The sequence below is a fragment of the Marivita lacus genome (assembly GCF_014637725.1).
GTDB classification, from domain to species: Bacteria; Pseudomonadota; Alphaproteobacteria; order Rhodobacterales; family Rhodobacteraceae; genus Marivita; species Marivita lacus.
The window spans coordinates 50467-74064 of sequence record NZ_BMFC01000005.1; the positions used below are offsets into that span (position 1 = coordinate 50467).

Sequence of the window (23598 nt, forward strand, 5' to 3'; positions counted from 1 at the left end):
CCCATATGCCCATTTTCGATTTCCTGAGCGGCCAGTTCATTGATGTCATCCAGTGGACGGACAACACCCGCGACACGCTGGTCTGGCGCTTTGAACGCGAGGGCCACGAGATCAAGTACGGCGCCAAGCTGACCGTGCGCGAAGGTCAAGCGGCGGTGTTCATACACGAAGGCCAGTTGGCCGACGTGTACACGCCCGGTCTCTACATGCTCGAGACCAACAACATGCCGATCATGACATCGCTGCAGCACTGGGACCATGGCTTCAAGTCACCCTTCAAGTCAGAGATCTACTACGTCAACACGACCCGGTTCCAGGATCTGAAATGGGGAACCAAGAACCCGATCATCTGCCGTGATCCCGAATTCGGCCCTGTGCGTCTGCGGGCATTCGGTACCTATTCGGTGCGTGTGACGGACCCCGCGAAATTCCTGATCGAAATCGTCGGCACCGATGGTGAATTCACCATGGACGAGATCAGCTTTCAGATCCGCAACATCATCGTGCAGGAGTTTTCCCGCACCATCGCACGCGCGGGCATCCCCGTGCTCGACATGGCGGCCAACACCCGCGAGTTGGGCAAGCTGCTGGCCAAGGAAATCGCGCCGCCGCTGGCGGAATACGGTCTCGAACTGCCCGAGCTTTACATCGAGAACATCTCGCTGCCCCCTGCCGTCGAAGCCGTTTTGGACAAGCGGTCGTCGATGGGCGTGATTGGAAACCTGAACGAATACATGCAATTCCAGGCCGCCGAGGCGCTCGGCAATGACGGCGCAGGCGCTGCCGCCATTCAGGCAGGTCTTGGAGCCGGCCTGGGCATGCAGATCGGGCAGGCAGCCGCGCAGGCCGGTCCGTGGGGTGCCGCTCCGCAACAGTTGCAGGGTGCCGCACCCGTGTCGCGCCAGATGCCGCCACCGCCGCCCGTCGAGCATGTGTGGCACGTGGCAGAGAACGGCGAAACCAAGGGGCCGTTTTCCAAGGCGTCCATGGGACGGATGGCCAGCGATGGTGCCTTGACCCGCGACAGCTATGTCTGGACCGCAGGTCAGGACGGCTGGAAAAAGGCGGAAGAGGTGATGGAACTGGCGCAGCTATTCACCGTCCTGCCGCCACCCCCTCCCGGATCGTAACTGTCTGATACTCAGAGGATATTTTGAACCTTCAACAAACAGGCGCAGCTCCCTTGTCAGAAGACACGCTTACCGCACCCATGCAAGAACACCGGTTCCCCTGCGACCAATGCGGCGCGGACTTTCGCTTCGATCCGGAGAGCGGGCAACTGCTGTGCGATCACTGCGGCAACAGAAACGAGATCGCGGGGGCCGGTCCCTGGGCAAGCGGCGCCATTCGGGAGGTCGACTTTCAGTCCGCGATCAATGATCGCTTGCCGTCGCAGGAGATGGAAGAGACACGGGTTTCGAAATGTCCGAATTGTGCAGCGCAGGTCGAGTTCGATCCGGGTGTGCACGCAGCCGAATGCCCGTTCTGCGCCACCCCGGTCGTCACCGACACCGGCAGCAACCGGCATATCAAGCCCAAGGGCCTGCTTCCGTTTTCGCTTGACGAGACAGCGGCGCGCACCGCCATGACCGCATGGCTGGGTGGTCTTTGGTTCGCGCCCAACGGCTTGCAGGACTATGCGCGCAAGGGCCGCAAGATGACCGGGATCTACGTGCCCTACTGGACCTTCGATGCCGATACCCAGTCTTCGTATCAGGGTGAACACGGCACCGTCTACTACGAGACCCGCCGCGTCGTGCGGAACGGCAAATCAGAAACCGTGCGCGTGGCCAAGGTGCGCTGGCGCCCTGCATCGGGCCGCGTGTCGCGCTTCTTTGACGATGTGCTTGTCCTGGCCTCGCGATCCCTGCCAAAGCGCTACACCGACGCGCTGGAGCCGTGGGATCTGTCAGGCCTCGAGCCGTATCATCCGGAATATCTCGCTGGCTTCCGCGCAGAGGCGTACGGGGTAGAGCTTCAGGACGGGTATACCGAAGCGCGGCATCACATGGACCGTATCATCATGCGGGATGTGAAGTTCGACATCGGCGGAGACCGCCAGCGCGTGCATGACATCGACACGCGCATCTCGTCTGTGACGTTCAAGCATATCCTGCTGCCGGTTTGGCTGGCCGCCTATAAATACCGGGGAAAAAGCTACCGCTTTGTCGTCAACGGGCGGACTGGGGCGGTGCAGGGTGAACGGCCTTGGTCTGCATGGAAGATCACGTTTGCGGTGATTCTCGGGCTGATCCTTGCGGCGGGCGTCGGATATGTCGCGGCGCTGAACCAGTAGGCGTCAGACCAGCATCCCGCCATCTGTGTCGTCACCGGCCTCTTCGAGAAGCAGGGTCATGTCCGGCACCGTGACATGCCGCTTGCCTTCAAGCGTGATGATCCCGTCCTTCTTCAACGCCGACACCTGCCGCGACACGGTCTCGAGCGTCAGGCCAAGGTAATCCGCCATTGCCTCGCGGGTCAGGGGCAGGTCGAACGTCACCGGGCCATCGAGCCGTCCCATGTTCAGAGTCGCGTCGCGCCGTGCAATGATCGACAGCAGCGACGCAATCTTCTCGCGCGCAGTCTTGCGCCCCAGAACCAGCATCCATTCGCGCGCGGCATCCAGCTCATCCAGCGTCATCTGCAACAGGCGTTGGGCGATATGCGGCGTGCGCTCCATCAGGTCTTCGAAAGGGGCCTTGCGGAAACAGCACATCACCACGTCGGTGGTTGCGACCACGTCATAGGCTGCAGTTGAACGTCCCGGCCGTCCCACGAAATCACTGGGCAGCAAAAGACCCACCATCTGCGTGCGCCCGTCTTCCATGGTCTGGGTCAGTGTTGCGATTCCCGACACGACCGACCCCACGAAATCCATGCGGTCACCAGACCAGATCACCGTCTGTCCTGCCTCGAAGCGGCGATAATACTTGATGTCCTCAAGACGCTCCAACTCGTCCGTTTCGCACCGGGCGCAGACGGCGCGGTGACGGATCGGGCAGTCGTTGCAATCCTGCGTGACGGAGAGATGATCTTCTTTCAACATGGTTCCGGTCTTGATCTGTATCAAAGATGATTTTGGTTCTGTGATTTAATGGTATGCGCATGATAGCGAGAACACAACTTTCCCGTTTGGGACTATTCGACGCGAAGGTACCTCGGTATACGAGCTACCCGACCTCCCCTCATTTCAAAAACGACGTGAAACCGGGGGATTTCTCCCGCTGGATTGAGGCGATCCCGGAAAACTCGGACATATCGCTTTATCTGCATGTGCCGTTTTGTCGCCGCCTGTGCTGGTTTTGTGCCTGCCGAACGCAAGGCACCGCGAGCGGAGAGCCGGTTGCGGCCTATGTCGAAACGCTCAAGGATGAGTTGAAGCTGCTCAAACGGCATCTGCCGCGCGGCGTTCACCTGTCGCGGTTGCATTGGGGGGGCGGTACGCCAACATTGTTGTCGCCCGATCACATGCGGGATCTGTCCGCAGCTGTGCGCGACGTTGCCGATTTTGCGGAAAATTACGAATTTTCGGTCGAGATCGACCCGAACGAGATCGACGCGGCGCGTCTTGATGCCCTGTTCGACAGCGGGATGAACCGCGCATCCATCGGTGTGCAGGATTTCGACCCCGAGATTCAAAAGACGATTGGCCGTGAACAAAGCTTCGACACCACGAAACACGCCGTCGACATGATCCGCCACCGCGGCATCCAGAGCCTGAACGCCGATATCCTCTATGGCCTGCCGGACCAGACCCGCAGCAAAATCGTCGATTCGGTGCAGAAACTGCTGTCGCTCTCACCCGACCGGGTGGCGCTCTATGGCTACGCCCATGTGCCGTGGATGGCAAAACGGCAACAGATGATCCCATCCGACGCCCTGCCGCGCCCGGATGACCGGCTCAACCTCTTCGAGACCGCGCGCAAGCTGTTTGTCTGGGACAATTACGACGAGATCGGCATCGACCACTTCGCCACCAAGCAGGATGGTCTGTCCATCGCCGCCCGCAACGGCAAACTGCGGCGGAATTTTCAAGGCTATACCGATGACACGTCCGATGTGCTGGTCGGTCTTGGTGCCTCCTCGATCTCCAGGTTTCCGCAGGGCTATGCCCAGAACGCCCCCGCCACGTCGGCCTATACCAAGGCGATCCGCGCCCATGAGTTTTCGACAGTACGCGGCCACAGCTTTACCGAAGACGACAAGCTGCGTGCGCGGATGATCGAAATGCTCATGTGCGATTTCCGCATCGATACCGCCGAACTGGTACGTGACCACGACACGACCGAAGCAGAGGTGACCGCGATGTTCAGGCGCGCCAATGCGGAATTCGAGGACATGCTGGTCATCGACGAAAAAGGCCTGTTCGTCCCGCCTGATGCCCGTCCCTTGACGCGGATCATCGCGCGGAGCTTCGACGCCTATGACCTGTCCTCAGCGGGACACAGCTCGGCAATCTAACTCGCCAGATCGAACGCCGCCGCCATCAATGTCTTGGTATACTCCGTCTGCGGATTGGTGAACACGTCTGACGCCGACCCGTATTCCACCACATCCCCGGCCTTCATCACGATCACCTTGTGCGACATCGCCCGCACCACCTTGAGGTCGTGGCTGATGAAGAGATAGGCCAGATCGTATTTCCGTTGCAGGTCCCGCAGCAGGTTCACGATCTGCACCTGTACCGTCATGTCCAGCGCAGACGTAGGTTCGTCCAGCACCACCAGTTTCGGGCGCAGCACCATGGCCCGCGCAATCGCGATGCGCTGCCTCTGACCGCCGGAAAACTCGTGCGGGTAGCGGTGCATCGTCGCTGGATCTAGACCCACCTCGGTCATCACCTCGGTCACCAGTTCGCGGCTCGACCGGCCGTCCGGCGATCCGTGTACACCCAAACCCTCGGCGATGATCTGTTCGCAGGTCATGCGCGGACTGAGGCTTCCATAGGGGTCCTGGAACACGATCTGCATCTGGCTGCGCAACCGCCGCAATTCGCGGGTTGGCCAATCGCGCACGTTCTGCCCGCGATAGGTGATGCCGCCTTCCGACTGGATCAGCCGCATGATCGCCAGCGCCAGTGTCGTCTTGCCTGACCCGGATTCGCCCACGATACCCACGGTTTCACCCGCCCGGACGGCGATGGTCGCGTCATTGACCGCCTTCACATAGCCGACGGTGCGTTTCAGAAACCCTTTCTGGATCGGGAACCAGATCTTGAGGTTGTCTGTCCGCGCGATTTCTTCCGCACCTTCCTTGACCGGATCGGGTGACCCGGTGGATTCGGCACTCAGAAGCATCTGCGTATAGGGGTGCTGCGGGTTGGCGAAAATCTCGCGCGTCGGCCCGGTCTCGACGATCTCGCCATCCTTCATCACGCAGACCCGGTCCGCGATCTTGCGCACGATGGCAAGGTCATGAGTGATGAACAGCAGGCTCATGTCTTCGGCCTGTTTCAGGTCGGCCAACAATTTCAGGATCTGCGCCTGAATGGTGACGTCCAGTGCCGTCGTCGGCTCGTCCGCAATGAGCAGTTCCGGCCCGTTCGCCAGCGCCATCGCGATCATCACGCGCTGCCGTTGGCCGCCTGACAACTGGTGCGGATAGGCGCCCAGTCGGCTTTCAGGGTCACGAATACCCACCTTGTTGAGCAGTTCGATGATCCGGTCCCGCGCGGCGGAACCTGTCAGACCCTGGTGCAGCGCGATGGATTCCGCCAACTGCTTTTCCAGCGTGTGCAGCGGGTTGAGCGACGTCATCGGCTCCTGAAAGATAAAGCTGATGTCATTGCCCCGGATGCGCCGCAACTGCGCGTCGTCCGCGCCGACCATCTCTTCGCCATTGTAAAGCACCGACCCCGCAACCCGCGCGGAATCGCCCAACAGCGATACGGTGGACAGCGCAGTGACCGACTTGCCCGACCCGGATTCCCCCACCAATGCAACTGTCTCGCCGCGTTCGATGTGAAAGGACACGCCCCGCACCGCGGCCACGGTTTCACCGTCCTGCCGGAATCCGACACTCAGGTTGCTGACCTCGAGGATCTTGCTCATGTAAATGTCTTTCTCGGGTCAAACGCGTCGCGCACGCCTTCGAAGATGAACACCAGCAGCGACAGCATCAGCGCGAACACGAAGAACGCGGTAAAGCCCAGCCATGGTGCTTGCAGGTTCTGCTTGGCCTGAAGCGTCAACTCGCCCAGCGATGGCGCCGATGATGGCAGGCCGAAACCAAGGAAGTCCAGACCGGCCAAAGTTGAGATTGTCCCTGTCACGATGAAGGGCAACATGGTCAGCGTCGCCACCATCGCGTTGGGCAGCATGTGTCTGAACATGATCGTCGTATTGCTGACGCCCAGTGCCTTGGCGGCGCGGACATATTCAAGGTTCCGCGCCCGCAGGAATTCCGCCCGCACCACGCCCACCAAAGCGGTCCAGCCGAACAGCACTGTGAGAAACACAAGCAGCCAGAAACTGCGCCCCAATATCGCGAAGAGGATGATGATGATGTAAAGCGACGGGGTCGAGGACCAGATCTCTATGATCCGCTGGAAGATGAGATCCAGCCAGCCGCCGAAATAGCCTTGCAATGCACCCGCCACAACACCAACGACGCTGGCCAGCACGGTCACGATCAGGGTGAAAAAGATCGACAGACGGAACCCGTAGATCACCCGCGCCATCACATCGCGCTTGGTGTCGTCCGTGCCCAGCCAATTCTGCTCGCTCGGGGGCAAGGGAGCGGCACCTGGACGGTCTACCGGGGTCTGGAAGTCATACGGGATCACGGGCCAGATCGACCAGCCCTTGTAGAAATCCCCATCCAGAACCGTGCCCGCATCGACCTGTTCGATCAGACCTTCGGGATCGTCGAAACAGGCATCGAGCCCGCCGGTGCGGATCAGACATTTCACCTCTGGGTCGCGATACGCGGCCTCGGTTCTGAAATCGCCGCCGAAATCGGTCTCGGCGTAGAAGTTGAAGATCGGGGTGTAGAACTCGCCGCGATACTGCACGAGGATCGGTTTGTCGTTGGCGATGAACTCGGCAAAGAGCGACATGCCGAACAGCACGCAGAAAATGATCAGCGACCAGAACGCGCGGCGGTTCCGCTTGAAGTTGTTCCACCGTCGCTGGTTCAGGGGCGACAGGGTGAAGCGGCTGCGCACCGGCGCGACAGGCACAGCCGGGCTGGGTTCGGTCACGATATCGCGGTCACCCGGTTCGGGATTGGCGGCCATGCGTCAGCCCTCCCGCTTTTCGAAGTCGATGCGCGGATCGACCAGAACATACATCAGGTCCGACAGGATGCCGACCACCAGCCCGATCAGACCGAACACGAAGAGTGTGCCAAAGATCACCGGATAATCCCGCGCCACCGCTGCCTCAAAGCCAAGTCGGCCCAGACCGTCCAGCGAAAAGATCGTCTCGATGATGAGCGAGCCGGAAAAGAACACTCCGATGAACACCGCCGGAAAGCCTGCGATCACGATCAGCATCGCGTTGCGGAACACATGGCCATAAAGCACCTGGCGTTCCGCCAGCCCCTTGGCCCGTGCGGTGATCACGTACTGCTTCTTGATCTCGTCCAGAAAGCTGTTCTTGGTCAGCAGCGTCAGCGTTGCAAAGGCCGAGATGGTCGAGGCCAGAACCGGCAGGAAGATGTGCCAGAAATAATCCGCAATCTTGGCAAAGAACGGCAGCTGATCCCAATTGTCCGAGGTCAGCCCCCTGAGCGGGAATATCTGGAAATACGACCCGCCTGCAAAGAGCACCAGCAACAGGATCGCGAACAGGAAACCCGGGATCGCATAGGCCACGATGATGGCCGCGGACGTATAGGTGTCGAACGGTGTGCCGTCCTTGACCGCCTTGCGGATACCCAGCGGGATCGACACGATATAGGCGATGATCGTTGACCACAGGCCCAATGAGATCGACACCGGCATCTTTTCCAGCACCAGTTCCATCACGCCGATCGACCGGAAATAGCTTTCTCCGAAATCCAGCCGCAGATAGTTCCACATCATCATGCCAAAGCGTTCGACCGCGCCGATCGCCTCTTTCTCGCAGGCTGGATCATCCAGATTCGGCTCGCCGACATAGCCCTCCTCGCAGACGATCCGGGCAAAGCCGAACTCGATCTCCAGCGTTTCGATGAATTCCTTGGGCAGCCCGCGCGCGCCGATATAGTCGCTGTCGGAGCCGAATGTTTCCTCGACATTCTGGTTCCCACCGCCATCACCCGAGAACCCGGCGAACACGTCGCCCTCGCCCTGGATACGGGCCAGCGCCTGCTCGATCGGTCCACCGGGGACGAATTGCGTCAGGGCAAAATTGATGACCATGATCCCGAACAGGGTCGGAATGATCAGCAACAACCGTCGAAGAATATAAGCTCCCAAGGGTCAGTTACCTCAGCGCGCCAGCAGCCCGGAGGGCCTCGTATTTCTCTTCGTTGAACCACCAGAAATCCAGAACGCCCAAGCCCAGCAAGGGCAGGTCTTCGGGACGTTCGAACATGTCGAAATAGGCGATCCAGTATTCAGGCACGTACCCGGCATGGGCGACGATCCGTTCGTACCGAAGCGCGCGGTCCAGCGCTGTCAGCGCGGTGATTTCGTCCTCGCGCGTCTCCGCGTTAAGCGCGGCTTCGATGATCGCATCCACCACAGGGCTGCGCAGCGCCGACGGGTTCCAGGATGACACTTCCGCCGTCTCGGACCCGAAAAGCTGTTTCAGCCCTGTGCCGACGGTCGAGAAGGTCTGAACCGACGTCTGGATCATGTCATAATCCTTGTCGAGGAACCGCTGCTGCCCCTGTGCGGAATCCACCGCGTTTGCATTCACTTCGATGCCCCAGTTCCGCAGCGTGTTCACATAGGTCTCGATGGTGGCTTGCCGCGTGTCGTCCCATGTGGACAACACGAGGAAATCGAGCGTCATCTGCTGACCGTTGGCATCGACCATGCGGCCCTGATCGTCGACCGTCCAGCCTTCATCGGCAAGAATACGCATGGCCGCACGCTGGTTCCTGCGGTCGGACGGATCGTCCTTGTTCGAACTGTGCGGCATGACCGCCGGTTCGGTCAGCATGTCTTGCGGAACCACGTCGCCCAGCGACTGCAGGAACGCCAGTTCGGCCCCTTGCGGCACGCCTTTGGCTTCCCACTCCTGACCTTCGGCAAAGGAATTGCGCTGCGTGGTCAGGTCGAATTCCAGCGACTCGCGCGTCCATTCGAAATTGAAGGCCAGCGACAGCGCGTGGCGCACATTGCGGTTGTCGACCGGTGCGCGCAGCGTGTTGAAGACAACCCCGGAGTTGAGCGGCGCGGTCTTGTCGGGCAATTCCTCGCGGACGGCATGGCCTTCGTTGATCGCCGGGAAATCATAGCCCGTGGCCCAGCGTTTGCTCGATCCTTCGGACCGGAACGTATATTCGCCCGCCTTGAACGCCTCGAACTCAGCCGTGGCATCCGCGAAGTACTCGATGCGGATGCGGTCGAAATTGTGCCGGCCCACGTTCACCGGATGATCCCAGCCCCAGTAGTTGGGGTTGCGTTCGTAGACCACGTAGCGGTTGAACTCATAATCTCCGACCTGGTACGGCCCGGTCCCCATGGGCGACAGCACCGAGGGTTCATCCAGCCGCTCGCCGGTTTCCTGATACCAGTCCTCGGACAGCACGATCATGCCCCCCACCTGGCTGATCAGCGACCGGCGCGAGATGTCATCGACGAACTTGTACCGCAGCGTGAGGTCATCGATCACCTCGACGCCTTCGATCCGTTCGCTGACCGACCGCGAGAATGACCGGATGCCCTGTTCGAGGAACAGGTTGAACGTGAAGGCTGCATCCTGCGCGCGCACTGGCGCGCCGTTCCGGAACACCACGTCATCGCGCATGTGGAATACGCACCATTCCTTGGATTTCGGGTACTCGATCTCGCGCGCGATCAGGCAATACTGGTCGGTCAGCGAATCCGCCGGAACGGCCGTTCCGAACGCGTCACCCGCCAGAAGCGACTCTCCGACCACGTCCGAATTGGTCTGCGGATTGCCGCGCCAGGCCCAGCGGTTGAACCCGTCGAACGTGCCGCGTGCGCTCAGGGTGATCTGCCCGCCCTTGGGCGCATCGGGGTTCACGTAGTTGAAATGCGAGAAATCCGGCGGATAGAGCAGGTCACCAAAATAGGAATAGCCATGGGACCGGATGATCTCGTCATCCCCGCCATGACTTGCCGCGAAGGACAGAGTGCCCGAGGCACCCGCACCTGCCGCGACGGCGCTGCCACCCAGCAATTTCAGCGTTTGACGACGATTCATGTCTGCAAAGGAGGGCCGGACGCGTCTGTGGGGCATGTTCATGTCTCCGTGGCTCGAGTGTGCATCTCTGCATCCCTATGTAAGCTAAAGAACGAACTCGCCCACATTCAAGGTGAGAATGCGGGAGCCTCGGCCAAATGCCGAGGAAAAAACGTGATTGTGAAAAAGAAAGGCCGCCACCCGAGGGCAGCGGCCTGATCCGTCAGAGCATGATCCGTGGATCAGTCCGAGAATGTCGCGAGGTATGCGATGAGGTTTGCGCGATCTTCGGAGTCGGACAATCCGGCAAAGCCCATCGACGTGCCGGGGGCCCAGCCGCGCGGGTTCTCGATGAAGCGGTAGAGGTTTTCCACGGTCCACACGTCGGCCACTTCGCTCAGCGCCCCCGAGTAGTTGAAACCCTCTGCGATGCCGACGTCACGACCCACGACGTTATAGAGATACGGTCCGGCGCGGTTTTCGCCAGCTTCCAGCACGTGGCACGCGCGGCACTTGCCCCACTGGCGCTCGCCCGCCGATGCGTCTGCTGTTTCGAGAAGCGTGTCGAAGTTGACTTCGGCGACAGCCTCTTCGGTCTCGGCCTCGTCCTCACCCGTCTCGATCACATAGACCGCAACAGCTTCACCATGGTCGCCGCCGACGTGATAAAGAGTCTCGGCTGCCCATTTGCCCAGAAGGAAGATCAGAAGCGCGCCACATAAGCTGCCGACGATCTTGGTGAAGGTCATTGTATCCAACATTGTGTGCGTACCCGTCCGCTAGTGTTTCCTGCATGTCGCGCGGGTATCTATTGCTTCCCCTTCCGCAAGGCAAGGTGTAGAAGCCGCGACCAAACGCCCGGTGGGCCAGAATTGTCGGAGTCCGCATGACCAACGCCATCGCTTTCCAGGGGGAATTGGGTGCCTATTCCCACGAGGCCTGCCGCGACGCGCGCCCTGATATGACGCCTCTGCCCTGCCGCACCTTCGAGGACGTGATCGCTGCGGTTCAGACCGGCAAGGCCGATATGGCCATGCTCCCGGTTGAAAACACGATCTATGGCCGGGTCGCCGACATTCACCGCCTGTTGCCCAAAAGCGGGCTCAAGATCGTCGATGAAGCCTTCGTGCGCGTGCACATCAACCTGCTCGCCGTGCCGGGTGCCAGGCTTGAAGACGTGACCGAGGCGCATTCACATCTGGTGCTGCTGCCGCAATGCGCGACCTTCCTGACCAGGCATGGAATCCGTGGGCGGGTGAATGCCGACAACGCGCGTGCAGCCCGCGAAATCGCCGAACGCGGCGAGAAACACGCAGCCGCCCTTGCCAGCGAGCTGGCAGGAGAGATTTACGGCCTGAACGTGCTGGCCCGCCATATCGAGGACACCGACAGCAACACGACCCGTTTCCTGCTGATGGCCCGTGAGGGCGACACCACGCGGCGTGGCGATCACGGCATGATGACCACCTTCGTCTTCCAGGTCCGCAACATTCCGGCGGCGCTCTACAAGGCGATGGGCGGTTTCGCGACGAATGGCGTGAACATGACCAAGCTGGAGTCGTACATGGTTGACGGATCGTTTACCGCGACGCAGTTCTATGCCGATATCGAAGGCCACCCCGATGATCCTGCCGTGGATCGCGCGCTGGAAGAGCTGGATTACTTCACCGACATGCTGAACATCCTCGGCACCTATCCCCGCGACCCCCGCCGCGACTGAAGCGCGCGCCTCAACCTGCCTTCTGTCGCGCTTCCCGATGCCAGACATACAGGCCTGCCGAAGCGATCACGAGGCTGCCGACGATTGTCCAGAAATCCGGAATCTCGGAGAAAAAGATCACGCCCCAAAAGGCTGCAAACGCAAGCCCGGCATAGGAATACGGGGCCAGCATCGCGGCTTCGCCGATTGAAAACGCCCGTATCAGCGCAAGCTGACCTATGGTGCCTGCGACAGCCACGATCACCATCAGTGCAACATCCGTTGCATTTGGGGTCTGCCATTGAAACGGCACGAGAATGCTCAGCAACACGGTGCCAACGAACCCGGTGTAGAAGAGCGATGTCCAGACATCCTCATCCGCACCGACGCGACGGGTGAGCAAGGCATAGGCCGAATAGCAGACGGCAGCGCCAAGCGGGAAAAGCGCCGCCGCACTGAAAACGTCGCTGCCGGGCCGAATGATGATCAGAGCCCCGATCATCGCTGCGACAATGCCGGCAACCCGCCGCACCCCAAGTTTTTCGCCAAGAAACAGCGCAGCACCCAGAGTGACGAGCATGGGATTCGTGGACATCAAGGCGGCTGCATCCGACAGCGGGATCAAGCTCAGGCCGGTAAAGAAACATGCCGTTGCGCTCATCAGCAGAATGGAGCGCAGGAACTGGAAGCCCGGGTATTTCGTGCGCACCACGGTTGTGAGCCTTGGCAGCACCAGCACGAACACCAGAAGCATCTGCCCGGCATATCTCGCCCACAATGCGGGAAGCACCCCGACGTTCGGAGCCAGCGCCTTGACCGTCGCGTCCATGATCGAAAAGCAGAAGATCGCGGTGATCATGAGAAGGATGGCACGGTTTTGTTCTGTCATGCTGCGCTTCAATTTAATCCAATGCGAAGCATGTCACTCTGCGCCTGTCCGGATTGCCAAGGATCGTTTCGCTTAGCACATACAGGCTTGCACACAAGCTCGGGCGCGTGAAGCAGGTGATAACACTGCCCGTGGCTTCACCAATTCTTGACGGTTTGCAAACTTTGACGCGCCATTAACCGGGTTTGCAAAGTCAGGTCCGGATCGGACCTATTGTTTCGCCGCGAAACATTCAGATCAACAACCCAGCTGCCCCCTCGAGCCGCAGCAGCGCCACCTTGGTCTCGATCCCGCCATCGCCGGAATAGCCACCCAGCCCGTTTGACCCAAGCACCCGGTGGCAGGGGATCAGGATCGGGAGCGGGTTGCCCCCGCAGGCCTGCCCGATCGCCTGCGCCGTAACGCCCAGCACTGTTGCAAGATCGCCATAGGTCCGGGTCTCGCCAAACGGAATGGCCGACATCGCGGCGCAGACGGTGCGCTGAAAGTTGGAGCAGGTCAGCCGGATCGGCACCGTGAAATCCTGCCGCGTCCCGGCGAAATATTCCGACAGTTGCACCGCCGCCTGCCGCAGAACCGGCGTGCCATCCTGCCGCCCGTCCCGCCATTTCAGCGCAGTCACCCCCACAGCATCCGACACAAGCGTCAGCGGGCCGAAGGGCGAATGTACGGACTGTTCGAAGCGGCTCATGGCTTCAGGCCCAACCGGATCGGCCCCTTGGCCTCCACCGGGTCGACGGCGTTGCCTTTCTGCGTTGCCACCAACGGCAATGTCGCCGCGACGCGCCGCACCTCGGGCATCAAGGGGCGCCAGTCGTCAGACAGCCTGCGTGCGGCTTCAGAGGGGCAAAAGGTCTTGCCGACCCCGCGCTGATGCGCGAGGTCGAGCAGGACATCTGCGATGACGTTATCCGAGGGCGTCATCGCACCGCTGGCAGGTGCCGGGATGCTGGTGCGTGCCCACATCCGGCAGGATCTTCCAGCAGCGCTGGCACTTCTCGCCTTCGGCTTTTTCGAACACCACGCCAACACCCGCAACCTCGGGAAGGCGGAACGCCTCTGCCGGGGCCGGATCGCCGGTCAGGCTGATCGCGGAAGTGATGCAGAGATCGTCAAAACTGACCGATTTCAGCGCCTCCAGCATCTCGGCATCGTCGATATGCACCACCGGTGCCGCTTCGAGAGAGGCCCCGATCACCTTGTCGGTGCGCTGCACCTCCAAAGCCGCAGTCACCGCACGGCGAGCGCGGCGTACCTTGGCCCATTTCGCGGCCAGCGCCTCGTCTTTCCACGATGCGGGCGTTTCCGGGATGTCCTGCAGATGGATCGAGCTGTCCTCGCCGGGGAAGCGGTCGAGCCAGACATCCTCCATCGTGAAGACCAGCACCGGGGCCAGCCACGTGGTCAGGCGGTGGAACAGAAGGTCCATCACCGTCCGCGCGGCACGGCGGCGTGCTGTGTCGCCGTCACAATACAAAACGTCCTTGCGCACGTCGAAATAGAAGGCCGACAGCTCCACGGTGCAGAAGTTGAACAATTGCTGGAACACCCCCTGGAAGTCGTAGGCGGTGTAGCCGTCACGCACCATCTCGTCGAGTTCGGCCAGACGGTGCAGCACATACCGCTCCAACTCGGGCATGTCCGCAGGTTCAACCCGGTCCGATTCCTCGAAATGCGACAGTGCACCCAGCAGGAACCGCATCGTGTTGCGCAGGCGACGGTAGCTGTCGGCGACGCCCTTGAGGATCTCCGGCCCGATGCGGAGGTCGGCGGTGTAATCGGCCTGTGCCACCCAGAGGCGCAGGATGTCCGCGCCGTACTGCTTGGTCACGTCCTCGGGGGCGACGGTGTTGCCCAGCGATTTGGACATCTTGTTGCCCTTCTCGTCGAGCGTGAAGCCGTGGGTCAGCACGCCGCGATAGGGCGCACGGCCCTGCGTGCCGCAGGACTGCAGCATCGACGAATGGAACCAGCCCCGGTGCTGGTCGGTGCCCTCGAGATAAAGATCGGCCAGACCGTCTTCGGACCCGTCCTCGCGGTCGCGCAGCACGAAAGCGTGGGTCGAGCCTGAATCGAACCACACGTCGAGGATGTCGAACACCTGGTCCCATTCGCTGGGATCATAGTCGTTTCCAAGGAACCGCTCTTTCGCGCCGGGCTTGTACCACGCATCGGCGCCCTCGGCTTCGAACGCCTCCAGCACCCGCGCGTTCACGGTCTCATCCCGCAGCAGGTAATCGCTGTCCGTGGGCATGGCACCTTTCTTGACGAAACACGTCAAGGGCACACCCCATGCGCGCTGACGCGAGAGCACCCAGTCGGGCCGCGCTTCGATCATCGAATAGAGCCTGTTGCGTCCGGTCTGCGGCGTCCATGTCACCAGTTGGTCGATGGAGGTCAGCGCGCGCTGCCGGATCGTCGTGCCATAGGTGTCCTGCCCGTCGCCCACGGGCCGGTCGATGGCGGCGAACCATTGCGGTGTGTTGCGGTAGATCACCGGCGCCTTGGAGCGCCAGCTGTGCGGATAGCTGTGCTTGATCTTGCCGCGCGCCAGCAGGCCACCGGTCTCGATCAGCTTGTTGATCACGGCGGTGTTGGCGTTGCCCTCCTTGCCCTTGCGGTCAAGGATGTAGGTGCCGCCAAAGAAGGGCAGATCGGCGCGGAAGCCGCCATCGTCCATCACGTTATACGTGATGACCTGCTCCAGCATGCCGAGATCGCGGTAAAGCTCGTATTCCTCCATCCCGTGCGACGGCGCGCAATGGACAAAGCCGGTGCCTTCGTCTTCGGTCACGAAATCGGCGGCGCGGAAATCGCGCGGGTCGTCCCATTCGCCGTTCCCGCCGTCTGCACCGGCCAGCGGATGTGCCAGCGCCATCGCGGCAAGCTGATGCGAGGTCACGTCACACAGGCGGCGATACATGCCATCGTCCAGTCGCGCCCGGCGCATCACCTCGCCAGCCAGCTTGTCGGCAAGGATATAGCGGTCGCCAATGCGCGCCCAGCATTCCTCGGGGCGGCCAGTGATCTCGTAGAGGCCGTAGGAGATGTCATCACCGAACACGACCGCCTTGTTCGACGGGATGGTCCAGGGCGTTGTCGTCCAGATCACCACGTAGGCACCCATGAAGGTGCCGCGCATCTTTTCCAGCGTGCGGATCACGTCGGCGCCCGCGTCGACGTTTTCCTCTTCGCCGGCACGGTCCATGTCAGGCATGTCGAAATCGGTGACGCGGAACTTGACCCAGATCGTGTGGCTTTCCTTGTCGTGATACTCGACCTCGGCCTCGGCCAGCGCGGTCTTTTCCACGGGCGACCACATGACAGGCTTGGACCCCTGGTACAGCGTTCCGGTCATCAGGAATTTCTGGAACTCCTCCGCGATGATCCGCTCGGCGCGAAAGTCCATCGTCAGATAGGGTTTGTCCCATGTGCCGGTGATGCCAAGGCGCTTGAACTCGTCGCGCTGGATATCGATCCAGCCTTCGGCGAACTTGCGGCATTCCTGACGGAAATCGACAACATCGACCTCGTCCTTGTTCTTGCCCTTGGCGCGGTACTGTTCCTCGATCTTCCATTCGATGGGCAGGCCGTGGCAATCCCAGCCGGGGATGTAGCGCGCATCGCGCCCCATCATCTGCTGGGACCGGACCACCATGTCCTTGAGGATCTTGTTGAGCGCGTGACCGATATGCAGGTGGCCGTTGGCGTAGGGCGGGCCGTCATGGAGCGTAAACGGCTTGCGGCCCTCTGCCTTGTCGCGAAGCCGGTCGTAAACGCCCATCTTGGCCCATTTTTCCAGCCATGCCGGTTCGCGGGTGGGCAGGCCCGCGCGCATCGGGAAATCGGTTTCGGGCAGGTTCAGCGTGTCTTTGTAATCAGGTGTTTCGGCGCACATTTGGAGCGTCCTCGGGGTTCGGATCAGGGGGATGTGAGAGGAGCGGCGCGGGTGTCCATACGCCTTGTCCCGGCGGCTCGTATCGTTAGAGCGCCGGGCATGTAATTCGAAGGATGATCGCGATGCGGTGCGTCATGCGGCGCGTTATAGGAGCGACGGGCTGCGACGTCCAGAGGTCTGAACCATGGCAAAATTTCGCCCCGTGACAGATCGGGGTTCTGCAAGTTTCCGCCGGTTGGCACATTGTCCGGACAGAATGCAGGAACTTGCCGAAGCGACACCGCTCATCCGGCTGCATCATGCCAGAAAACCCAGTTTTCGCAACGCATCCGTGCGGTCGCGCATTTCTTCTGCATCATGCCATGGCGTCGGGACTTTGGTGTTTGCCGTGTCCGACTGTCCCGGCCCGCAAAAAAGAGGAGAAGACCATGATCTACGAAAGCACTGACTATCGCAATCCGAACGACCCCGCCCGCCGAGGTCATAAGCCGATGCCGGGCGACCCCCTTGACCCATTGGACATACCGGGCGGAGGTGGCTCTGCCAAAGGCCCTTTGATCGGTCTTGGTGTGATCCTTGCTGTCATCGTACTGATGGTTGCTCTTGCTTACGGGGCTGATCCGGAGGAGGCCGCGCCCGGTGTGGACAGTGGTACCACCCAATCCATTCCCAGTGATGGCACGTCCGGTGGCATCCCGGTCGAACCGGCACCTGCACCGCAGCTTGGTGAATGAGCGGGCAGATGATGCCTCTTGACCGGCTTGTGCACCCCGTTCCAGCCCCGGAGCGGGGTGCGATGGTTCACACGTTGAACAGCGTTCCCACGAAATACGCGATGGCGGCGGCGGTTCCGCCGATCAGCAGCGTTTCCAGACCGGATCGCCACCACGGTGCCAGTGACCAGCGCGATTTATACGCGCCGATGCCAAAGAACGTGGCCAGCGTCAGGATGGTCGAGATGCGGAACGCGTCCTCCAACCCCAAGAGGAAGGGCAAAAGCGGGATCATGCCTGCGGCAAGAAACGCCGCGAAGGTGGCCCATGCCGCCCGGAGCGGGTGCGGATCGACCGAGGCCAGACCGTATTCGCCCTCGAGCATCATCTGCACCCATTGTTCGCGGTTTTGCGAGATTTGATCGACCGCGCCGTCAAGCGCCTCGCCCGACAGGCCCTTGCGGCGCAGGATTTCGCGCAGCTCGCGCTTTTCGCCCTCGGGGTATTTGCGGATATGGCGCTCCTCGATCTGGCGGAGCCGGCTGGCGTCATCCAGTTCGGCCTTGGTCCCGGAATAGTTTCCGGCGGCCATGGAAAACCCGTCTGCCAGCACGTTTGCGATGCCAAGCGCGATGATGACCCAAGGCGACAGCCCCGCGCCCGCGACGCCAGCAACAATGGCGAAGGTCGTCACCGATCCGTCGATGGCCCCGTAGACGGTGTCGCGCAAATAACCGCGCCCGGCGGGGGCGTTGATGCGGGCTTCGACTTCAGCCTGGCTGTGGCCGTGATCGCCTGGGTGTTGGTCCATAATTGTCAGCATGTGGCACGCGGGGCCAAGCTGCAATGGGGTTGATCAAATTCTGGATCAGCGCGTCTTGGTGGCGAACAGTCCGGACAGCGCGGTCTTGACGATGGAACGGACCGACGGACGTTTGCCAGAGGCAAAGGGCAGTGGGCGGCAGACCTCGATCGCTGCGACACCTACGCGGGCGGTCAGCGCGCCATTGACGAGCCCCTCGCCAAAGCGCCGCGACAGCTTGCCGATGATGCTGCCACCAAGGATCGGCTCCAGCATGTCGTCGCCCACGGCAACGGCGCCGGTGGCCACCAGATGCGACAGCACAGCGCGGGTCAGACGCCAGCTTCCCAAGGTGCCGGAACGGCCGCCGTAGATCTCAGCAATGCGTCGGATCATGCGGATGTTCGCCCCAAGGGCCGCCACCACATCGGCCAGTGCAAGCGGCACAAGGGCGGTGACTGTCGCGACCTGCCGTGCGGCAGCCTCGACCTCGCGCCGTGCGGCGGCGTCCAGAGTGCCAAGCAGCTCGTGATCCGCCAGCGCGATCAGGGCGGAGGCGTCGAACATGTCCGCCTCGCGGTCCTTCAGGCGGTCACGTCCCCATTTCGTGTCATCGCGGGCCGCGTAGAGGTCGGTCAGATCCTTCACCACTCTGCGGGCGGCGGTAAGGTCCTCACCGGCAAGCGCTGCATCGGCGGCGTGCTGGATGCGGTCGATCCGGCCCAGACGGGCGAAGGCCGACAGCTCCTTGACCACGATCATCAGGACAACCAGCAGGAACGCCGCGAACAGCGCCGCAACCGCGTAGCCGAGGTAGAGATTCTGGCTCACCAGACCGGTCACGAAATTCCAGGCGGCGACAGAGGCGACCGTGGTGATCAACAGCACCAGCAACGACCAGAACCACCGCGCGAGCCGCGACACGGGGCGCGCGGCAAGGGCGGCTGCGGTCATCATCGCCTGTCCCTGCGGCGCCGGTTCCAGCGTATCGGGCACCGGGGGTGCCTCGGCCGGGGTGGGGGCGGGGGCGTCATCGTCCAGATCGAACAGGACCGGGCCTTTGGACTTGGTCATGGCTGTGTCCTTTGCCACTGGTAGCGGATGTCGGGCAGGCCTTCGTCATTGCCCGCGCCATCGGTGCGGTCCGTCTGGGCGAAGCCGTGCCGTTCGTAAAACGCTTGCGCGCGGGTGTTGGCCTGAAAGGTCCAGAGCGTCAGGTGATCGTGGTGCTGCATCGCATCGGCCAGAAGGCGCGTTCCGATGCCCTGACCACGCGCGTCGGGGGCGATGTAGAGTGCGTGAATGTCGTCCTTGTCGCGCGCCAGAAAGCCGGTGATTGTTTCGCACTCGGAAACAGTGACCCAGCCTCTCTGCACCATCATGTCGGCATGGGCGATGTCCTCGGCGCGGGTGTGAATGCGCGGCATCCACGGGGTCTCGTCGATCCACGCCGACAGGATCGCGCCGACGCGGCCCGCATCGAGCGGAGTGGCACGGCGCAACACGGTCACAACCGATCTCCGATCAGGAACTGTGCCGCGCGATCAAGCCGGATGTGCGGCGGGCCTTCACCGGGTTTCAGGCTGAGCTGCGCAGGAGCAAAGCGCATGATCTGGTAGTCCTGATCGAGCCATTTTTCCGCACCGTCGCGGGCTGGGCCAAGCAGATGTGTCGGGTCCTGCGGCAACTCTCCGGGATAGAACGCCGCTTGTTTGCCGCTGTCGAGAAGCGTGCCGCGCACGCAGGCCAATTCGCTGCCCTGATGCGGGCGCATCTCCTCGACCGTGGCGCGCAAGGATGCAATGGACATGGCGCTGGTCTTGGCCCCGGCAAATTGCGCGCGGTCGCGGGCCTCGCGGGTCAGCGATTCCATGATCGCGGTCAGGCGGGCGTGCTGCGTGTGGTGCAAATGGTCGGCCTTGGTGGCGGCAAAGAGGATCTTCTCGACCCGTTTGCCCAGCAGAAGCTGGCTCAGAAAGGCGTTCTGACCTGGGCGAAAGGCGCCCAGGATGTCCGACATCGCCTGCCGCATGTCCTCGACCGCCTGCGGGCCGGCATGGATCGCCCCCAGCGCATCGACCAGCACGACCTGGCGGTCGATCTTGGCAAAGTGGTCGCGGAAGAAGGGTTTGACGACTTGGGATTTGTAGGCCTCGAAGCGGCGCTCCATCTCGCGGACCAGCGATTTTCGCGGCGGATTTCCTGTCGGTGGAAGAGGCGCGAAGGTGAGGACCGGACTGCCCGCGAGATCGCCGGGCAAAAGGAATCGCCCGGGTGTGCAATCCGAAAACCCGGCCTGCCGGGCGGCGGTCAGATAGGCGGTAAAGCGTGCGGCAAGTTTCTGCGCGCGCGGCTCTTCGAGCTGTGCGGTCGCGTCTTCGGCGCGGGCGATCTGAAGGTAATCCTGCGCGGCCTCGCGGTTTTCGATCCGCTTAAGGGTTTCTTCAGACCATTGGGCATAGCTTTTGTCGAGCAAGCCAAGATCAAGCAACCACTCACCGGGATAATCAACGATGTCGAGATGTATGGTCCGCGGCCCCTGAAACCCCGACAAAAGCCCCGCCGGGCGCACCTTGAGCGAGAGGCGCAATTCGCTGATCGTGCGCGTGCTGTCGGGCCAGTGCGGAACGCGGGCGGTCAGGTCGCCCAGATGCGCTTCGTAGTCGAAACGCGGCAGCGTGTCGTCAGGCTGCGGCTGCAGATAGGCCGACAGAATGCGCCCTTCGCCCTGCGCCAGAAGGCCGGGCATGCGTCCGCGATCCATCAGGTTGGCCACCAGCGAGGTGATGAACACCGTCTTGCCGGACCGCGCCAGCCCCGTCACGCCAAGCCGGATCACGGGCTCAAAAAACGCGCCCGACAGGGTATGGGTGACGTTCTCGAAGCCACGGGTCAGAGTGTCGGCAATGGTGGAAATGACCAAGAGGGGCCTCGTTTCATTGTGTTGACCCCACAGATAAAGGCGGGGGGCCGCAGATACCAGTGCAGCGCAAGGGGGATTGTTCCACGCAAATCGTCAGGCTAAGCGGGGCGCATGCCCAGATATGCCCTCAAAGTCGAATACGATGGCGCGCCTTTTGCCGGTTGGCAAAGGCAGGCCGATCAGCCGTCGGTTCAGGGCGCGATCGAAGCAGCCTTGGCGCGGTTGGAACCGGGCGCGCATACGATTGCAGCTGCAGGACGCACGGATGCTGGCGTTCACGCGCGTGGGCAGGTCTGTCATTGCGACCTGAGCAAGGATTGGTCGCCGTTCCGGCTGTCCGAGGCGTTGAACTATCACCTGAAGCCCTTGCCTGTGGCAATCGTGGACGCGGCATTGGTCGCAGGCGACTGGCACGCGCGGTTTTCGGCGACCGAACGGCGGTACCTCTTCCGTCTGGTGTCACGCCGCGCGCCGTTGACGCTGGAGGCGGGGCAGGTCTGGCAGGTGAAGCACGATCTGGATCTGGCGCCGATGCAGGACGCGGCGCGGTATCTGATAGGGTTGCACGATTTCACCACGTTTCGGTCCACCATGTGTCAGGCGACCTCTCCGGTAAAGACCCTGGACGCGCTGGATATCACGCAGGTCGAGACCGATTGGGGCATGGAACATCAGTTCCGCCTGCGCGCGCGGTCCTTCCTGCACAACCAGGTGCGCAGTTTCGTCGGCACGCTGGAGCGGGTGGGAGCAGGTGCTTGGAACCCGGAAGATGTGCAAGATGCGCTTGAGGCGCGGGATCGGGCGGCGTGCGGGCCGGTCAGTCCGCCGCAGGGGTTGTACCTGACCGGTGTCGGTTATCCGGACGATCCGTTTGTGGCATGAGAGGGATTGCGCTGCGCGGGGCGCATCGCGGGTGCGCAGATTTTTGCAAAAATCTGCTTGGGGCTCTGCCCCAAACCCCGAGATATTTCCGAACCGGAGAAGAACAGGACTTGTTTTGACATCGGTTATGGCAGATGAAATCCGCATGACAAAGTTGATCGACATCCGACGAGACATCTGATCTTGCCTTTCCGCCCCCGGATTGTGGGCGATCCGTCACCTTTTGTCCGAATTCATCATCCTTTCCGTTGACTTGGCCCGCGCTGCTTGGCACGGCTTGGGCTTCCTGAAATGAGGTTTGCCATGATCCCCTCTGTCCTGCCCACCTATTCCCGCGCGCCGCTTCAATTCGTGAAGGGCGAAGGCACCTGGCTGATCGAGGCGGATGGGCGACGCTTTCTCGATCTGGGCGCAGGTATCGCGGTGAACGCGCTGGGCCATGCCCATCCGGCGCTGGTGCAGGCGCTGACCGATCAGGCGCAGAAGCTGTGGCACGTGTCGAACCTTTACGAGATCCCGCAGCAGCAGGCGCTGGCCGACAAGCTGGTCGCGGCGAGTTTCGCGGACACGGTGTTCTTTACCAATTCGGGGACTGAATCCTGCGAATTGGCGGTCAAGATGGCGCGCAAGTACTGGTACGACAAAGGTCATCCCGAGAAGACGACGATCCTGGCCTTCGAAGGCTCTTTCCATGGCCGGTCGTCGGCGGGAATCGCGGCTGCCGGATCGGAAAAGATGACCAAGGGCTTTGCGCCCCTTCTGCCGGGGTTCAGGCATGTCGGCTGGGGCGATCACGACGCGATGCATGCGGCGATCGACGACAGCGTCGGCGCGATTCTGATCGAACCGGTACAGGGAGAGGGCGGGATTCGACCGCTGCCCGACCAGTGCCTTAAGGGGCTGCGCGCGCTGTGCGACGAGAAAGGCATTCTGCTGATCCTCGACGAGGTGCAATGCGGCGTTGCGCGGACGGGGCGATTGTTTGCGCATGAATGGGCGGGAGTGACGCCCGACATCATGATGGTGGCCAAGGGCATCGGCGGGGGCTTTCCGCTGGGCGCGGTGCTCGCCACGGAAGAGGCGGCGTCTGGCATGACGGCGGGCACGCATGGGTCGACCTATGGCGGCAACCCGCTCGGCTGCGCTGTGGGCTGCGCGGTGATGGACATCGTCAGCGCGCCTGAGTTCCTTGAGACCGTGAACGCACGGGCCGGATTCCTGCGTCAAAAGCTCGAAGGTCTGGTCGCGTCGCACCCTGACGTGTTCGAAGGCGTGCGCGGGCTTGGGCTGATGCTTGGGTTGAAGTGCAAGCTGGCCCCGATCGATCTGGTCAAGGCTGGCTATGGCTGCGGCGTCATCACGGTGCCTGCGGCGGATAACGTCGTGCGCCTTCTGCCGCCATTGAACATCAGCGAAGACGAGATTTCCGAGGCGGTGAACCGGCTCGATTTCGCCGCGGACGCGGTTCTCGAGACGCAGGGCTGAGGCAGG

21 protein-coding genes are annotated in these 23598 nt (G+C 61.9%); 7 read left to right on the forward strand and 14 right to left on the reverse strand.

What is annotated here, in order from left to right; all coding sequences use genetic code 11:
- Positions 1–5 precede the first annotated feature (5 nt).
- Positions 6–1130: an SPFH domain-containing protein gene (locus tag IEV82_RS11675; RefSeq protein WP_188482214.1), complete on the forward strand. Its 1125-nt coding sequence runs from the start codon at positions 6–8 to the stop codon at positions 1128–1130.
- A gap of 80 nt (positions 1131–1210) precedes the next feature.
- Positions 1211–2296 carry a TFIIB-type zinc finger domain-containing protein gene (locus IEV82_RS11680; RefSeq protein ID WP_188482215.1) on the forward strand — a complete coding sequence of 362 codons (1086 nt, stop codon included), beginning with the start codon at positions 1211–1213 and terminating at the stop codon, positions 2294–2296.
- Positions 2297–2299: 3 nt separating this feature from the next.
- Here IEV82_RS11680 and fnrL read toward each other — a convergent pair whose 3' ends face one another.
- On the reverse strand, positions 2300–3046 hold the full coding sequence (gene fnrL, locus IEV82_RS11685) for a transcriptional regulator FnrL (protein ID WP_188482216.1): 747 nt from the start codon (positions 3044–3046) through the stop codon (positions 2300–2302).
- A 59-nt stretch (positions 3047–3105) separates the two neighbouring features.
- Between fnrL and hemN the strand changes: the two genes are divergently transcribed.
- On the forward strand, positions 3106–4461 hold the full coding sequence (gene hemN / locus IEV82_RS11690; RefSeq protein WP_188482217.1) for an oxygen-independent coproporphyrinogen III oxidase: 1356 nt from the start codon (positions 3106–3108) through the stop codon (positions 4459–4461).
- Here the strand turns inward: hemN and IEV82_RS11695 are convergent.
- From IEV82_RS11695 to IEV82_RS11715, 5 genes are all read right to left on the reverse strand, one after another.
- On the reverse strand, positions 4458–6050 hold the full coding sequence (locus IEV82_RS11695) for an ABC transporter ATP-binding protein (RefSeq protein ID WP_188482218.1): 1593 nt from the start codon (positions 6048–6050) through the stop codon (positions 4458–4460). The genes hemN and IEV82_RS11695 overlap by 4 nt on opposite strands.
- Positions 6047–7237 (reverse strand): ABC transporter permease, encoded by a 1191-nt coding sequence (locus IEV82_RS11700; protein ID WP_188482219.1) that lies wholly within the window; start codon positions 7235–7237, stop codon positions 6047–6049. The genes IEV82_RS11695 and IEV82_RS11700 overlap by 4 nt, the downstream gene beginning before the upstream one ends.
- A gap of 3 nt (positions 7238–7240) precedes the next feature.
- Positions 7241–8401, reverse strand: a complete 1161-nt coding sequence (locus IEV82_RS11705) for a microcin C ABC transporter permease YejB (protein ID WP_188482220.1) — start codon at positions 8399–8401, stop codon at positions 7241–7243.
- 7 nt (positions 8402–8408) lie between these two features.
- Positions 8409–10358: an extracellular solute-binding protein gene (locus IEV82_RS11710; protein WP_229747767.1), complete on the reverse strand. Its 1950-nt coding sequence runs from the start codon at positions 10356–10358 to the stop codon at positions 8409–8411.
- A gap of 185 nt (positions 10359–10543) precedes the next feature.
- On the reverse strand, positions 10544–11062 hold the full coding sequence (locus IEV82_RS11715) for a c-type cytochrome (RefSeq protein ID WP_188482221.1): 519 nt from the start codon (positions 11060–11062) through the stop codon (positions 10544–10546).
- A 125-nt stretch (positions 11063–11187) separates the two neighbouring features.
- Between IEV82_RS11715 and IEV82_RS11720 the strand changes: the two genes are divergently transcribed.
- A complete protein-coding gene (locus IEV82_RS11720) occupies positions 11188–12021 on the forward strand; it encodes a prephenate dehydratase (protein WP_188482222.1) in 834 nt (277 codons plus the stop codon).
- A gap of 10 nt (positions 12022–12031) precedes the next feature.
- Here the strand turns inward: IEV82_RS11720 and IEV82_RS11725 are convergent, their stop codons facing one another.
- The 4 genes from IEV82_RS11725 to ileS all read right to left on the reverse strand — a co-directional run bounded on the left by IEV82_RS11725 (position 12032) and on the right by ileS (position 16787).
- On the reverse strand, positions 12032–12889 hold the full coding sequence (locus IEV82_RS11725) for a DMT family transporter (RefSeq protein ID WP_188482223.1): 858 nt from the start codon (positions 12887–12889) through the stop codon (positions 12032–12034).
- A gap of 232 nt (positions 12890–13121) precedes the next feature.
- Positions 13122–13580, reverse strand: coding sequence for a methylated-DNA--[protein]-cysteine S-methyltransferase (locus tag IEV82_RS11730; RefSeq protein WP_188482224.1), 459 nt, complete (start codon positions 13578–13580; stop codon positions 13122–13124).
- Positions 13577–13813 (reverse strand): DUF3253 domain-containing protein, encoded by a 237-nt coding sequence (locus IEV82_RS11735; protein ID WP_188482225.1) that lies wholly within the window; start codon positions 13811–13813, stop codon positions 13577–13579. Before IEV82_RS11735 ends, IEV82_RS11730 begins: the two co-directional genes overlap by 4 nt.
- Positions 13797–16787 carry an isoleucine--tRNA ligase gene (gene ileS, locus IEV82_RS11740; RefSeq protein ID WP_188482226.1) on the reverse strand — a complete coding sequence of 997 codons (2991 nt, stop codon included), beginning with the start codon at positions 16785–16787 and terminating at the stop codon, positions 13797–13799. Before ileS ends, IEV82_RS11735 begins: the two co-directional genes overlap by 17 nt.
- A gap of 428 nt (positions 16788–17215) precedes the next feature.
- Between ileS and IEV82_RS11745 the strand changes: the two genes are divergently transcribed.
- The gene (locus IEV82_RS11745; protein ID WP_188482227.1) at positions 17216–17521 is read left to right on the forward strand and encodes a hypothetical protein; all 306 of its coding nucleotides are present in this window, start codon (positions 17216–17218) and stop codon (positions 17519–17521) included.
- A 67-nt stretch (positions 17522–17588) separates the two neighbouring features.
- On the opposite strand, the gene IEV82_RS11750 is transcribed toward IEV82_RS11745, so the two are convergent.
- Genes IEV82_RS11750 through IEV82_RS11765 form a run of 4 tightly spaced genes read right to left on the reverse strand, consistent with a single transcriptional unit; the run spans position 17589 to position 21225 of the window.
- A complete protein-coding gene (locus IEV82_RS11750; protein ID WP_188482228.1) occupies positions 17589–18311 on the reverse strand; it encodes a VIT1/CCC1 transporter family protein in 723 nt (240 codons plus the stop codon).
- A 57-nt stretch (positions 18312–18368) separates the two neighbouring features.
- Positions 18369–19376: a YcjF family protein gene (locus IEV82_RS11755; RefSeq protein ID WP_188482229.1), complete on the reverse strand. Its 1008-nt coding sequence runs from the start codon at positions 19374–19376 to the stop codon at positions 18369–18371.
- On the reverse strand, positions 19373–19813 hold the full coding sequence (locus IEV82_RS11760) for a GNAT family N-acetyltransferase (protein ID WP_229747768.1): 441 nt from the start codon (positions 19811–19813) through the stop codon (positions 19373–19375). Before IEV82_RS11760 ends, IEV82_RS11755 begins: the two co-directional genes overlap by 4 nt.
- Positions 19810–21225 (reverse strand): YcjX family GTP-binding protein, encoded by a 1416-nt coding sequence (locus tag IEV82_RS11765; protein ID WP_188482230.1) that lies wholly within the window; start codon positions 21223–21225, stop codon positions 19810–19812. The genes IEV82_RS11760 and IEV82_RS11765 overlap by 4 nt, the downstream gene beginning before the upstream one ends.
- A 111-nt stretch (positions 21226–21336) precedes the next feature.
- On the opposite strand from IEV82_RS11765, the gene truA reads away from it, so the two are divergent.
- Entirely contained in the window at positions 21337–22107 is a 771-nt protein-coding gene (gene truA, locus IEV82_RS11770) for a tRNA pseudouridine(38-40) synthase TruA (RefSeq protein WP_188482231.1), read from the forward strand.
- A 303-nt stretch (positions 22108–22410) separates the two neighbouring features.
- On the forward strand, positions 22411–23592 hold the full coding sequence (locus IEV82_RS11775) for an aspartate aminotransferase family protein (RefSeq protein ID WP_188482232.1): 1182 nt from the start codon (positions 22411–22413) through the stop codon (positions 23590–23592).
- Positions 23593–23598: the final 6 nt, after the last annotated feature.